12 protein-coding genes and 1 riboswitch are annotated in these 14,664 nt (G+C 46.4%); of the genes, 8 read left to right on the forward strand and 4 right to left on the reverse strand.

Features of this window, described 5'->3' with window-relative positions; translation table 11 throughout:
• Positions 1 to 10 precede the first annotated feature (10 nt).
• The 6 genes from QNI29_RS07180 to QNI29_RS07205 all read left to right on the forward strand — a co-directional run bounded on the left by QNI29_RS07180 (position 11) and on the right by QNI29_RS07205 (position 8,148).
• The gene (locus QNI29_RS07180; RefSeq protein ID WP_231415702.1) at positions 11 to 1,714 is read left to right on the forward strand and encodes a glycoside hydrolase family 13 protein; all 1,704 of its coding nucleotides are present in this window, start codon (positions 11 to 13) and stop codon (positions 1,712 to 1,714) included.
• Between the two features lie 520 nt (positions 1,715 to 2,234).
• Entirely contained in the window at positions 2,235 to 3,599 is a 1,365-nt protein-coding gene (glpT, locus tag QNI29_RS07185) for a glycerol-3-phosphate transporter (RefSeq protein ID WP_231415703.1), read from the forward strand.
• A 250-nt stretch (positions 3,600 to 3,849) separates the two neighbouring features.
• Entirely contained in the window at positions 3,850 to 4,602 is a 753-nt protein-coding gene (locus QNI29_RS07190) for an SDR family NAD(P)-dependent oxidoreductase (RefSeq protein WP_231415704.1), read from the forward strand.
• A gap of 323 nt (positions 4,603 to 4,925) precedes the next feature.
• Positions 4,926 to 6,230 carry a TrkH family potassium uptake protein gene (locus QNI29_RS07195; protein WP_231417532.1) on the forward strand — a complete coding sequence of 435 codons (1,305 nt, stop codon included), beginning with the start codon at positions 4,926 to 4,928 and terminating at the stop codon, positions 6,228 to 6,230.
• A gap of 96 nt (positions 6,231 to 6,326) precedes the next feature.
• Positions 6,327 to 6,403, forward strand: a riboswitch (glycine riboswitch).
• A gap of 95 nt (positions 6,404 to 6,498) precedes the next feature.
• Positions 6,499 to 6,774, forward strand: coding sequence for an ACT domain-containing protein (locus QNI29_RS07200; protein ID WP_188652622.1), 276 nt, complete (start codon positions 6,499 to 6,501; stop codon positions 6,772 to 6,774).
• Between the two features lie 12 nt (positions 6,775 to 6,786).
• On the forward strand, positions 6,787 to 8,148 hold the full coding sequence (locus QNI29_RS07205; protein ID WP_231415705.1) for a PFL family protein: 1,362 nt from the start codon (positions 6,787 to 6,789) through the stop codon (positions 8,146 to 8,148).
• A gap of 974 nt (positions 8,149 to 9,122) precedes the next feature.
• Here QNI29_RS07205 and QNI29_RS07210 read toward each other — a convergent pair.
• From QNI29_RS07210 to QNI29_RS07225, 4 genes are all read right to left on the reverse strand, one after another.
• Positions 9,123 to 9,500: a 5-carboxymethyl-2-hydroxymuconate Delta-isomerase gene (locus QNI29_RS07210; protein ID WP_231415706.1), complete on the reverse strand. Its 378-nt coding sequence runs from the start codon at positions 9,498 to 9,500 to the stop codon at positions 9,123 to 9,125.
• A 15-nt stretch (positions 9,501 to 9,515) separates the two neighbouring features.
• A complete protein-coding gene (locus tag QNI29_RS07215; protein ID WP_231415707.1) occupies positions 9,516 to 10,274 on the reverse strand; it encodes a fumarylacetoacetate hydrolase family protein in 759 nt (252 codons plus the stop codon).
• Complete coding sequence (locus tag QNI29_RS07220; RefSeq protein ID WP_231415708.1) at positions 10,271 to 11,047, reverse strand: fumarylacetoacetate hydrolase family protein; 777 nt, start codon at positions 11,045 to 11,047, stop codon at positions 10,271 to 10,273. The genes QNI29_RS07215 and QNI29_RS07220 overlap by 4 nt, the downstream gene beginning before the upstream one ends.
• Before the next feature lie 75 nt (positions 11,048 to 11,122).
• Complete coding sequence (locus QNI29_RS07225) at positions 11,123 to 12,019, reverse strand: LysR family transcriptional regulator (protein WP_231415709.1); 897 nt, start codon at positions 12,017 to 12,019, stop codon at positions 11,123 to 11,125.
• Between the two features lie 147 nt (positions 12,020 to 12,166).
• On the opposite strand from QNI29_RS07225, the gene hpaI reads away from it, so the two are divergent.
• Both hpaI and hpaE read left to right on the forward strand, forming a co-directional pair.
• Positions 12,167 to 13,090 carry a 2,4-dihydroxyhept-2-ene-1,7-dioic acid aldolase gene (hpaI, locus tag QNI29_RS07230; RefSeq protein ID WP_231415710.1) on the forward strand — a complete coding sequence of 308 codons (924 nt, stop codon included), beginning with the start codon at positions 12,167 to 12,169 and terminating at the stop codon, positions 13,088 to 13,090.
• A gap of 78 nt (positions 13,091 to 13,168) precedes the next feature.
• Positions 13,169 to 14,662, forward strand: a complete 1,494-nt coding sequence (hpaE, locus tag QNI29_RS07235) for a 5-carboxymethyl-2-hydroxymuconate semialdehyde dehydrogenase (protein WP_231417533.1) — start codon at positions 13,169 to 13,171, stop codon at positions 14,660 to 14,662.
• Positions 14,663 to 14,664: the final 2 nt, after the last annotated feature.

The following is a 14,664-nucleotide window of genomic DNA, read 5'->3' on the forward strand; positions in this document are numbered from 1 at the left end:
GATTTAGAACATGGGACAATCAACACAATGGTGGAAAAACTCGGTCGTCTATCAAATTTATCCGAGAAGCTTCAATGACAGTAACGGTGATGGCATCGGTGATCTAGAAGGCATTATCGAAAAGCTCGATTACCTTGTTGAGCTTGGAATTGACGTCATCTGGCTCTCTCCGATCTACAAGTCCCCAAATGATGATAATGGCTATGATATTAGTGATTATCAGGACATCATGACAGAGTTCGGTGATTTAGAGACGTGGGATCGCTTAATTTCGACAATGCATGAGAAAGGGTTAAAACTTGTTATGGACCTGGTTGTCAATCACACGTCTGATGAGCATCCGTGGTTCCAAGAAGCGAAGAAGTCAAAAGACAATCCGTATCGAGACTTTTACATCTGGCGCCCGCCAAATGAAGACGGGAAGGAGCCGAACAACTGGCTTTCTTTCTTCAGCGGTTCAGCATGGGAATACCATGAGCCGACGGGTGAGTACTTTCTTCATTTATTTACGAAAAAGCAGCCCGACTTAAACTGGGAGAACCCCGAAGTCCGTCATAAAGTGTACGATATGATGCGCTGGTGGCTAGACCGTGGTGTAGACGGCTTCCGCATGGACGTGATCAACTTAATTTCAAAAGTAGAAGGACTCCCGGATGCCCCTGTGACAAAACCTGATGACGAGTTCCAGTGGGGCAGCGATTACTTCGCCAACGGCCCTCGCTTCATGGAATTTATGCAGGAGATGAAAGAAGAAGTGCTTGACCATTACGATATCTTAACGGTTGGGGAGACCGGATTTGTTACGCCTGAGGAAGGCAAACAGTTTACGAATGAAGATTCAGGCGTGTTGTCGATGTTATTCCAGTTCCAGCACATGGATGTCGACGCCCAGCCTGGTGGTCAAATGGGGAAATGGGAAGAGAAGGATTGGAAATTAACAGAACTAAAAGAGATTATGTCGACCTGGCAGGTGGAGCTCTTTAATAAGGGATGGAACTCTCTTTATCTTGAAAACCATGACCAGCCACGTTCCGTTTCTCGCTTCGGTGATGACGGGGAGTATCATGACGTGAGCGCGAAGATGCTTGCAACCTGGCTCCATATGATGCAGGGCACACCTTACGTTTACCAGGGTCAGGAGATCGGGATGACGAACGTGCACTTCCCGTCGATTGACGATTATGAGGATGTTGAGATCCGAAATCTTTGGCAGGATATGGTTGTTGAGAAAGGCCATGATCCAGATAAAATTCTAAAAGCGATTCATGAAAAAGGCCGTGACAACGCCCGTACGCCGATGCAGTGGGATTCATCTGAGAATGCAGGCTTCACTTCAGGTACTCCATGGCTGAAAGTGAATCCGAATTACGATCAGATCAATGTTGAGAAAGAGCGAGAGAACCCTGATTCGATCTTTCATTACTATAAGAAGCTGATTGCTCTTCGGAAACAACATGAGGTCATCGTAAATGGGGATCACACCCTTATTTGGCCTGAAGATGAAGAAGTGTATGCGTATAAGCGTGAACATGAAGGGCAAAAGCTAGTCGTTGTAACCAACTGGACAGGCGAAACAATCGAGCGTCCGTGGCCAGAAGACGTAAACTTTGAAGAAGCCCTTGTCATGATCCACAACTACAACGATGCCCCAGACGCATCGAAAGACGGTATGAAACTCCGCCCCTACGAAGCGGTTGTCTACCACCAACAATAACCCAAAAAGCAAGCACCCTGATGAGGTGCTTGCTTTTTTGATTTAGAGCGATGGAGCGTGCCAGACACCTGGTCGCGCTTTAGAGTGTGAAAGGGTGTCAGGCACGTAGTAGTGCTTTAGAGCGATGAAGGGTGTCTGACACCTGGTAGTTTATTAAAGCAGTAAAGGGTGTTTGACACGCGTCATTGCTTTATAGGGAGAAAGCAAATGTAGGAAAATGTCGGATTAGGATGAAATATAGGGAAATATTTTCAATATTTTGTTGACAGCGTTTTCAAAGGAGGGTAAACTTGTGCCATACAAGTTAATACTTTGAACGGAGAACACGGAGACTCACACTATTTTGGGGCTTTATCGGATGATAAAGTTCTGGAGGAGTGTGGGCTTTTTTGTTTTCACCTTGGATGAAATTTATTAGAAAGGAGGATCTAAACGTTCCATGGATTTAACTTGGTGGGACGGTTAGAAGGTTCATAGAGATTCTATGAAACCAACAAGCTAATAAATTAGGAGGGTTTTCATGTTTGATTTTTTCAAACCAGCTTCTGCTAAAGAGAGATTACCAGATGAACAAGTAGATGCTGAATATAAGAAGCTCAGGCTTCAGGTTTTCTTAGGAATTTTCATAGGTTATGCGGGTTACTATTTAATTCGCAAGAACTTCTCATTGGCAATTCCTTATTTAACAGAAGAAGGATTTTCAAAGGGAGAGCTTGGGTTGGCTCTTTCTGCGATCTCGATTGCGTACGGAATAAGTAAGTTTGTGATGGGGACCGTCTCGGATAGGAGTAACGCCAGGTATTTCTTAGCTACCGGTTTGATCTTATCCGCGATTATTAATTTGAGTATAGGTTTTATCCCATTTTTCACCTCGTCTATAGCTATTATGTTTGTCATGCTATTCTTAAATGGGTGGGTGCAAGGTATGGGCTGGCCACCGTCCGGGCGTACGCTTGTTCACTGGTTCAGTGTTAGTGAACGTGGAGGGAAAACTGCCATATGGAACGTAGCACACAATGTAGGTGGAGGCTTAATGGCTCCTCTTGCGATTGCGGGTGTGTCGATTGTAACCACCTATTTTGGGGCAAGTTTTGCTGGATATGAAGGGATCTTCATCTTACCAGCCCTCGTTGCTATTGTTGTGGCATTGGTCGCTTTTCTTCTTATGCGAGATACTCCGCAATCTGTCGGGTTGCCTCCAATTGAGGAATACCGTAATGACTATCCTTCTAAATCGAAGAAGACATTCGAAACAGAACTGACGACGAAAGAGATTTTATTTAAGTACGTTTTGAACAATAAATGGGTTTGGACGATTGCGATTGCGAACGTCTTCGTCTACTTCGTACGTTATGGTGTGCTGGACTGGGCGCCAACATACTTAAGTGAAGAAAAAGGATTTAATATGGAAGAATCAAGTTTGGCTTATTTCCTTTATGAATGGGCGGGAATCCCAGGAACATTACTCTGTGGGTATATATCGGACAAAGTATTTAAAGGGCGCCGCGGACCAGCAGGCGTGGTGTTTATGCTAGGTGTTCTTGTCGCAGTTGTTGTGTACTGGTTAAATCCAGCCGGAAATCCAATGATTGATAATGCAGCGCTAATTGCAATCGGCTTCCTGATCTATGGACCGGTTATGCTAATTGGATTACAAGCACTAGACTATGTACCGAAAAAAGCTGCAGGAACAGCAGCTGGCCTGACTGGATTATTCGGTTACCTTGGTGGTGCTGTTATGGCAAATGCTTTACTTGGTTACATTGTACAATTCGCAAGCTGGGATGCAGGATTCATGCTTCTAACAGGCTCCTGTGTACTAGCCGTCATCCTCTTCGCCTTCACATGGAACGTAAAAGGCCAAGAAGTTGTAAAACATCATTAAAAAAATCAAGCAAGCACCCTTATGAGGTGCTTGCTTTTTTGCTTTAGAGCGATGGAGCGTGCCAGACACCTGGTCGTGCTTTAGAGTGTGAAAGGGTGTCAGGCACGTAGTAGTGCTTTAGAGCGATAAAGGGTGTCTGACACGCGTCTGCTCTTTACAGCGTCAAAGGATGGGGGATGTTTCCAGGTTTATAGTGTGAAGCATTTTGGGAAATTGTAATGGTGTGATACTACTTAAGGAGGTTTTTGAGATGAGTAAAGTTGCAGTTATTACAGGTGCTGGTAGTGGGTTAGGCCGCTCTACAGCGTTGCGCCTTGCAGAAGATAACGTGAATATTTCTGTTGTAGATATTGATGAAGAAGGCGGAAATGAAACCGTTAAGCAATTAAAAGAAGCAGGTGTTGATGCGATCTTCATCAAAGCGGATGTCTCAAAACCTGATGAAGTGAAAAACTATGTAGATGAGACGGTTAATCATTTTGGTACAATCGATTATTTCTTCAATAACGCTGGAATTTCAGGCAGTGGCGGCTATTTCCTTGATACAGAAGTAAGTGAAATCGAAAAGATAGTAGGAATCAACTTAATGGGCGCCTTATATGGCGTACGTTATGTGGCTGAAGTGATGGTCAAAAATGGCGGAGGCGCGATTGTGAATACATCTTCAAGTGCAGGTGTAATCGGTCAAGATTCCGTAGTGACTTATTCCGCAACAAAACATGCTATGGTCGGGTTAACGAAGAGTCTTGTAGCTGAATATGCAAAAGACGGACTACGCGTGAACGCGATTGCTCCAGGCCCAACAGAAACTCCAATGGTTAAAGAGTTCTTTGAAAACAATCCAAACATGAAAGAAAGTGCAGAAAACGGCATTCCACAAAAACGCTTAGGCACACCAGAAGAAGTCGCTGAAACCGTAGCCTTCTTATTAACGTCTAAAGCTCAATATATTAACGGAGACGTTATTCGCATCGACGGTGGCTTTACAAGTACGAAATCCTAATTGTTTCCAAACGATGCATATGATAAGAAACGTGAGCGCAAAGTAAAAGCGCTCACGTTTTTTCTGCTTCTTTGCTTTAGTGAAGTGAAGCGTGTCAGACACACACCATTGCGTTAGAGCAGTGAAGCGTGTCAGACACGCGTCAGTGCTTTAACGCAGCACCGGGTGTCTGGCACGCATTAGTCCTTTAGTGCGCTAATGAGAAGTCTTAAAATAAGGGTTGCTTTTTGGGGTGAGGAGGAGTTAAATAGGGTAGTATATAGAGATTATTTGGAAGTGTTGCCTGAAGGGGGAGGGTTAGGGTGAAAAAGAGAGACAAGCAGATGGAGTGGAATCCACCCCAGATTTTGATTAGTACGTTTCTTGCACTTATTTTAGTTGGTACATTTATTCTTTTATTACCGATCTCAACTACGGAGGGGATCTCCTTTGTCGATGCTCTATTTACTTCAACGTCTGCCATGACGGTTACGGGGCTTGTGGTGGTCGATACAGGAACAGCTTTTACAACCTTCGGAGAAATCGTCATTATGGCTTTAATCCAGCTTGGCGGGCTCGGGATTATGACATTTGCTGTATTTATCTATCTCGCTCTTGGGAGAAAGATTGGCATCCGGGAGCGTTTGTTAATTAAACAAGCCCTGAATCAGAATACGCTTGGGGGAGTCATTGCTCTTGCGAAGAGGTTGCTAATTTTTAGTTTGGTCGTTGAGGCGATGGCAGTTGTCTTCTTGACTCTTGAATGGGGGGCGGATTTAGGCTGGGGAAGAGCGCTTTATGCGAGTGTCTTTCATGCGATCTCGGCTTTTAACAATGCAGGCTTCTCAATCTGGTCCGATAGTTTATCTGGCTACGTCGGAGACCCGGTTGTGAACCTTGTTATCACGATTTTATTTATCATCGGTGGGATTGGGTTTACGGTTGTGTTTGACATGTGGAAAAGCAAAGACTTCAGCCAGCTCTCCCTTCATTCAAAGCTTATGATTCTTGGGACCATTGGGATTAACGTGATCAGCTTTTTCATGATCTTTGTGCTGGAGTACAACAACCCAAACACGCTCGCATCTATGTCGACTCCGGATCAGATCCAAGCATCGTATTTCCAAGCGGTGACGCCAAGAACAGCTGGGTTTAACACGCTTGATATCGGTTCAATGGAACACGCCTCCCTCTTTTATATGATTATCCTTATGTTTATAGGAGGAGGAAGTGCGTCAACGGCCGGGGGGATCAAGCTTACAACAGCCCTCTTAATCGTGCTCGCTACGTTCACGTTTTATAAGCAGCGCGAGGAAGTGGTTACGTTTAAACGCAGTCTTCCTTATCCGTTAATTTTACGAGCTCTGTCCCTTGCGATGGGAAGTGTGGTTGTCGTTCTTGTTGCGATTTTTATTTTAAATTTAACAGAAGACGCACCGTTTTTGGACATCGTGTTTGAAGGCGTCTCGGCCTTTGGGACCGTAGGGTTATCGATGGGTCTAACGGGCAGCCTGACGACTATTGGCAAGGTAACCATCATCCTCACGATGCTTATAGGGAAATTAGGGCCGCTTACGTTCGCTTTTGCTTTCGCGAGGCACCGTACGGACCGGGTAAAATATCCAAAAGAAGACGTGTTAACAGGGTGAGAGAAACATAGTCCTTGACCAACGATACGCATATTGGTACCATTACATTTATTCAAAAGAATAGTGGCCGTGAAGGTTATGGGTAACACTATAACTGGAGCCAATCCTGGAGAGATCGCGTAAAGCGGCGCCGAAGGGTTCATGATCTCAGGCAACCGGACAGGAACGAACTTACATACAGAATACATGTATGGGTACGTTTGTCTGAGATCGGCGAGAGCTGATCTCTTTTTTTGTTCACAGAAAATATAGGTAGAGGTGGATCATCATGGAAAAACGTAAAGCAGTAGTAAGCGTCATCGGAAAAGACCAGGTCGGAATTATCGCGAACGTGACAAACGTGCTCGCAGAATATAAATTGAACGTGCTTGATATCAGCCAAACGATCGTTGAAGAATACTTCACGATGATCATGATTATCGATGTGAAAGAAGCGCATGATTTAGATGCGATCCGAAAAGTACTACAAGAAACTGGCGAGAACTTAGGCGTGCAAATTAGTCTGCAGCTAGAAGAAGTCTTCCAGTCTATGCACCGCATTTAAGGAGGTCTCCCCGTGAATATTGCATTTAATGAAATAACAGAAACCATCCGCATGGTCCAAATGGAGAATCTTGATATCCGCACCGTTACAATCGGAATCAGTCTCCGTGACTGTGCTGACTCAGATATTGAGAAGCTAAAAGAAAATGTCTACAACAAAATTACGACATACGCAAAAGACTTAACAACCGTCGCAGAACAAGTCGAAAAAGAATACGGCGTACCGATTATTAACAAACGAATCTCAATCACACCCGTTTCAGAAATCCTTGGGAAAGCAACCGTTTCTGAAGCCGTAGAAGTTGCAAAAACCTTAGACCAGGCAGCCAAAGACCTCGGCGTTGATTTCATCGGAGGCTATTCCGCTCTCACTCATAAAGGGGTCACAAAAGGCGACCAAACGCTAATCGATTCTCTTCCTGAAGCGTTAAGCGTCACAGAACGCGTTTGTGGTTCCGTATCCGTTGCGACGACTCGAACTGGCATCAATATGGACGTTGTAAAACAAATGGGCCACGTGATTAGTGAAGCAGCAGAACGCACGAAGGATCAAAACGGAATTGCCTGCGCGAAACTTGTTGTGTTCAGTAACCCAGTTGAGGACAATCCGTTTATGGCCGGCGCTTTCCACGGAACTGGGGAAGGCGAAGCAGTCTTAAACGTTGGCGTAAGTGGACCTGGAGTTGTACTGAGTGCGCTGAAACGTTACCCGGAAGCGGATCTTGGTGAAGTATCAGAAGTCATTAAGAATACTGTCTTCAAAATTACTCGTGCCGGTGAACTCGTTGGTCGCCAAGTAGCCGAACGAATCGGCGTTCCATTCGGCATTCTCGACCTATCCCTTGCTCCTACGAACGCGCTGAACGACAGTGTTGCTCGCATTCTAGAAGAAATCGGTGTCGAACGCGTCGGAACCCACGGAACAATCGCAGCCCTTGCTCTTATGAACGACGCCGTGAAAAAAGGTGGCGCCATGGCAAGCTCTTATGTAGGTGGATTAAGCGGAGCCTTCATCCCGGTTAGTGAAGACGAAGGGATGATCGAAGGAGTAATGGAAGGATCCCTTTCCCTATCAAAACTTGAAGCGATGACATGCGTCTGCTCCGTAGGCCTTGATATGATCGCACTTACTGGTGACGCTTCCCCTGCAACGTTATCCGGCATCATCGCCGACGAAGCAGCAATCGGCATGATTAATAAGAAAACAACAGCCGTACGTGTCATTCCGGTACCAGGAAAAGAAGAAGGCGAAATGGTCGAATTCGGCGGATTACTAGGCCGCGCTCCTGTTATGGGCGTTAATCCATACAGCAGCGAAGGCTTCGTGAATCGCGGCGGTCGCATTCCTGCTCCTCTTCAGTCGTTGATAAACTAGATTTTTGTGGACTGCCCAGACTTGGTTTGGGCAGTTTTTTTTGTTTGAGTGGGGGGTGGCTCGAGTGGCGGGGTAGCGGCTCGAGAGCAGGGTAGCGGCTCAAGCTGGCGATAAGAGGCTCGAGGTCCGGGGGCCGAGGCTCAAGTAGAGAGAAAGCTACTCAAGTGAGGCCCCTGCTGGCTCAAGAAAAGAGAAAACCGACTCAAGCATCAAAAAAATAAGCTCAAGAAAAGAGCGAGCTGACTCGAGTACAAGAAAAGCGACACGAGAAGCGGACGTAGCGGCTCAAGCTTTCGAAAAGAGGCTCGAGTCCGGGGTAGCGGCTCAAGTAGAGAAAAAGCGACTCAAGAGAGGCCTCAACTGGCTCAAGAAAAGAGAAAACCGACTCAAGCATCAAAAAAATAAGCTCAAGAAAAGAACGAACTGACTCGAGTACAAGAAAAGCGACACGAGAAGCGGACGTAGCGGCTCAAGCTGGCGAAAAGAGGCTCGAGTCCGGGGTAGCGGCTCAAGTAGAGAAAAAGTGACTCAAGCCAGGCTCCCAAAGGCTCAAGAAAAGTGAAAACCGACTCAAGCATCAAAAAAATAAGCTCAAGAAAAGAACGAACTGACTCGAGTACAAGAAAAGCGACACAAGAAGCGGACGTAGCGGCTCAAGCTGGCGAAAAGAGGCTCGAGTCCGGGGTAGCGGCTCAAGTAGAGAAAAATCGACTCAAGAGAGGTCTCAACTGGCTCAAGAAAAGAGAAAATTGACTCACTCATCAAAAAAATAAGCTCAAGTAAAGAACGAACTGACTCGAGTACAAGAAAAGCGACACGAGAAGCGAACGACCCGACTCAAGCTGGCGAAAAGCGGCTCGAGTCCGAGGTAGCGGCTCAAGCTAGCGAAAACTGGCTCAAGCCCACCCACTCCACCACACTAAAACCGCCCACAACCCCAACTTCCAAACCCACAAAAAAACAGGCTGATGCACTCAGCCTGTATACCGGTTATGAATATTGTTCTTTTTCTGAGTAGGGAAGCGAAACTCGGTCACTTCTAAGGAAAGAGCGAGGTAGCGGTCTTTGAAGCAGTCGTCCAAGAAGGTTTTGGCGGCTTCAAATAGGGACTCGCTCGTTGCTTTCAATACTTCTTCACTTCGTCCGGCGCCTACTTTTAGCTCAATATGGACGAAGGCGTCATCTTCCGTTCCGTCGGCGACCACATAGTCGGTTAGCTTCACAGCTCTTGAGCGGATCCCGCCCGTTGGGAAATGGTCGCTTTCTACGAGGACGTGATTTAGTGATTTCAGCAAGGAACGGAAGTTTAGATCGGCTAAGTTATCGGTGTATTCCACTATGATATGAGGCAATGGGTCATTCCTCCTTTAGGATACGGGAGCAGGATGCTCTTCGATAATCGTATTGGTTAAGCGTCCGATGCCTTCAATTTCAGTGACGACTTTATCGCCAACATTGACCTTCGTCGGGCCTTTAGGCGTGCCTGTTAGAATGATGTCTCCTTCATTTAAGGTCATGAAGCTGCTTAAATACTCAATTAAATAAGGGACGGAGAAGATCATATCTTTTGTGCTGCCGACTTGCTCGAGCTCTCCATTCACATACGTGCGAAGGGCGAGGTTCATAGGGTCACCGATATCATCTCGGTCGACGATCCATGGCCCGATTGGCGTACAGTTGTCCCGGTTTTTGACCCGGAAGTTAGGACGATAGTAATTTTCCAAATAATCGCGGAAGGCGTAGTCGTTTGCGATGGTATAGCCAGCGACATAATCGTACGCTTCTTCTTTCGTAATATGCTTCCCTTGCCGTCCGATGACGACAGCCAGTTCACACTCGTAGTGCATGTGGGTCACGTCAGTCGGGCGAGGGGTTTCCCCTTGGTGACCGACGAGTGTATTGGGTCCTTTTAAGAAAACAAGTGGTTCGTCTGGGGCGTTAAAAGCGAGTTCTGACGCGTGATCGGCGAAATTTAGGCCAAGGGCGAAGATCGTTCCGGCATCAACTGGTGGGAGCCAGACCACTTCTGACTCTTGTGCTGTTTGACCGGTTTCTAAAACGAGTTGATCGCCTTCTACGACTGCCTCACATACATTTCCTTTATAGCTTACACGTGCTTTCTTCATCGATTGCCCTCCTTTACATACGAATGCTCAGAAACAAAATGATTCGTCAGTGCGCCGATCTCATCAATTTGAATGCGCACCTCATCCCCGGATTGAACGCGAGGGGCGCCGGGTGGAAGGCCGACTAGTAATACATCCCCTTTAGAGAAAGTCATAAAGGAGGACACGTCCGCAATCAATTTACCGACAGGGCGGACCAATTCAGATGTAGAGTGTTCCTGACGTAGGGCGCCGTTTACATAAATCCGAATGCCGAGGTCATCTGGGTTTATGACGTCATCTTTCGATACAATCCAGGGGCCTGCTGCACAGAAGCCATCTCTTGATTTCTCTTTTATAGCAGGGCGATGAATGCTTTCGTGTGGAATCGAAATATCGTTTACAATTGTGTATCCGCTTACATAATCGAGTGCATTTTTCTCTTGTACTTTACTCGTGGTACGGCCGAACACAATCGCAAGGCTCGCTCCAATTTCGACTTCTGTTTCACCATCTGGTATGGCGATGTTTGTTTCTGGGCCTGTAAATGTATTACGAGGCTTCATATATAAGACCGGTGCTTCTGGTGGTTTTTTGTATGGATCTTCGTGGAGGGATAGGCCAAACTCATCTAGATTCCCTTTGTAGTTCATCGCTGTCCCGTACACATTTCCAGATAGAGGGAAGTCTAAACGCAGGGCTTCCTCTCCGTCAGAGAGCGTTCCTTTTGCAGGGTCAACCATCATTTCTTTAGCCTGCGGAACACCGCTTAACTGAACCATTGCTTTCTTCATCAGGATTTCCTCCTCTAAACCAGATTCGAATCACGTCTATCATAAACATAAAGATTCTAAAAATTCAAATCTTTTCTACTGAAGATTTTTTACCGGTTCAAATTGTTCAATAAACTTTCTGGCAGCGACAGATAGGAACCGATCTTTCATCCATACAATCGCTGGTTCTGCCTGAATGGTCGCATCATGAATGCCGATCACGCGGATGCCGGGATCGTATCGATCTTTCAGCGAAGCTTCCGGCACGATGGTTGCTCCAACCCCTGAAGATACGAGGGAAAGGAGCATCGTGACATCGGGGCATTCGCAGATTACGTCTGCCTCGAATCCGTGGTGCCGGCATTCTTCTAATATGATCTCGTATTGGCCAATTCCACTCAACCTATGTAGCAAAAGGAGGGGGAGCTCTTCTAAAGCGCCCATCGAGACACTTTCCACTCCAGGTGCAAAGTGGGACCAGCTCTCTGGAACGACCAGGACGTAAGGTTCAGGAGGCAGGTGAAGAATAGAGAAATCCTCACTATCGACAGGAAGCCGAACGATGGCAAGCTCAATTTCCCGGTTTCGTAAACTGTCAGATAAGAATGATGTGTCTCCTTCCTGGAGCTTGTAACGGAGCTTGGGGTGTTCGTCACGGAAGGTTTTTAATCTTGGCGGGAGGTAGGAGAAACATGATTTCACAGATCCGAGTGAAAGGGTTCCTCGAATGCCTTCACCGGTTTCTTTCACTTCTGTGACAAGGTCGTCCATTTCGTGGAGAATTTTTTCGGCTCGTTGATACAGCACGCGTCCAGCCTCTGTTAGTTCAAGGGTTCGGCCGTTTCGCTCGACAAGACTCACTTCAAGCTCAGCTTCCAATTGTTTTAACTGCTGGCTCAGTGGAGGCTGAGCAATATGAAGACGTTTGGCCGCACGGGTAATCTGTCGTTCCTGGGCGATGACATAAAAGTAGCGCAGCTGACGAATGTCCATCGTTCCAACTCCTATTCGCTATATTTTTTCCCTATGAAAGTTAGACTTTTTAGATATTTTAAATCTATCGTAGCACATGCTATCGTTAAAATGACAAATATTTCAGAAAAATATAAATCTTTTTCGGAGCAAGAGAGGAGTTTTTTCATGAATATTCAAGAAGCGAAACAGCGACTAAGAGGGTCAATCGCGCCGATTGTCACTCCTTTTAAGAAAGATCATTCAATTGATTTTGAAGCATTCAGGAAGCTCATTCACTGGCATATTGCAAGTGGGACGCACGGAATTTCGGTTACGGGAACGACAGGGGAGCCGAGTTCATTGACGGTGGAAGAACGAGTAGATGTGATGAAAGAAGCACATACAGCCATTAACGGGCGAGTGCCATTTGTGCCCGGGACAGGATCAACGAATCACCAGGAGACGATGTATCTGACGAAGAAAGCTCAAGAGATTGGAGCGGATGCCGCGCTCGTTATTGTTCCTTATTACAATAAGCCTTCTCAGCATGCGCTTTATAAACATTTTAAGACGGTTGCAGACGCTGTGGATATTCCGATTATCGTGTACAACATTCCTGGACGTACGGCGACGAACTTGCATGTTGAAACCCTTGCGAAGCTTAGCCGTGACTGTGAGAACATTATCGGAGTGAAAGAATCAAATAAAGACTTTGAGCATATTAACCGTGTTTTACTGAACTGCGGTCGTGATTTCCTTCTGTATTCAGGTATTGAACTGCTTTGCTACCCGATGCTTGCGATAGGGGGAGCTGGCCATATTAGCGCGACGGCGAATGTTGTACCGGATAAAGTCGCTGAAATCTATGATGCGTGGGTAGAAGGGGATGTGAAACGAGCGCAGGATCTTCACTATGATCTGATGCCGTTAAATGATGTTCTCTTTAAAGATACGAACCCGGCTCCACTGAAAGCAGCACTTGGAATGATGGGCAAAATCAATCCTGATCTTCGTCTGCCGATGGACCTGCCAACAGGAACCCTTCAGGATGAGATTCGTTCCGTATTGGCTGACTATGTCGAGATCGCTGATGGAATTGGGTTAAAGTAAAAATTTTTACTAGGTTAAGAAAGCGTTTACAAAAAGGAGGTCTAAACGTTGAGTAATCAGTTGCAGGACAAAACAGAAATGGTAAAAGACATCCTGGAAAACGTTCAGGATGTGAAGTTATATATCAATGGTTCGTTCGTTGAGGCGACGAGTGGGAAAGCATTTGAGAATTTGAATCCCTTTACAAACGAAACGATCAACCAGGTGGCAGAAGGGGATACGGCCGATATCGATGAAGCGGTAAGAGCTGCGAAGGCGGCGTTTAAAGGGGAATGGGGTCAGATGAAAGTGAAAGAGCGTCTGGCCTACATTTACAAGATTGCCGACTTGATTGATGAGCATATTCATGAGATTGCCCCGCTTGAGTCTTATGATACAGGGCTTCCGATCAGCCAGACGAAGAAGATGGTTGCTCGTGCTGCTCAGAACTTCCGGTTTTATGCTGAAATGGTATCCGCTCGCCTTGTGGGAGATGCGTATCCCGTTGACGATGAATTCTTGAACTATACCATTCACAAGCCAGTCGGTGTCGCCGGGCTCATTACGCCCTGGAATGCGCCGTTCATGCTTGAAACGTGGAAGATTGCTCCGGCACTCGCGACAGGGAACACCGTCATCTTAAAACCTGCTGAGTGGTCACCGCTTACGGCAAACCGATTAGCGGAGATCATTGACCAGGCTGGACTGCCAGATGGCGTGTTCAATGTTGTGCACGGATTCGGGGAAACAGCAGGCGCGTCACTCGTCGCTCACCCGGATGTGCAACTTATTTCTTTTACAGGGGAAACGACGACAGGATCTGAAATTATGCGAAACGGCGCCGATACGCTTAAGCGCTTTTCCATGGAGCTTGGCGGGAAGTCGCCAATTATTGTTTTTGATGATGCCGATTTTGACCGAGCCTTAGATGCATGTACGTGGGGCATTTTCTCCTTTAATGGAGAGCGTTGTACTGCGAACTCACGACTTTTTATCCATGAAGCGATCTATGATAAGTTCGTCGCAGCTCTGAAAGAACGAGTCGACAACATTATCGTCGGCGATCCTCTTGATGAGGGAACCCAGATCGGTCCACTGGCTCATAAGACGCACTACAACAGGGTCTTAAGTTACCTTGATATCGCGAAAGAAGAAGGCTGTGACGTCTACAGCGGAACCGTTCCTGAAAGTTACAAGAGCGGCAACTACGTAGCACCAACGCTCCTATTAGGAGCAGATAATAAAATGAGGATTGCCCAGGAAGAAATATTCGGTCCTGTCATGACGGTTATTCCGTTTAAGGACGAAGAAGAAGTCATTGAAAAAGCCAACGATATCCGCTACGGCCTAGCTGGTTATGTGTGGACAAAAGACATTAAGCGAGGACACCGCGTCGCCCAGGCAGTCGATGCTGGCATGCTTTGGGTGAATTCACAAAACGTCCGCGACCTGCGCACACCGTTTGGCGGTTCGAAGCATAGTGGAATTGGTCGTGAAGGTGGCTATTATGCGTTTGAATTTTATACAGAGCAACAAGTCATTCACGTAGCACTTGGAGACCATCATATTCCGCAGTTTGGGAAAAAGAAATAAGG

Origin of the sequence: Pontibacillus chungwhensis, assembly GCF_030166655.1 — a bacterium.
Lineage (GTDB): Bacteria > Bacillota > Bacilli > Bacillales > BH030062 > Pontibacillus.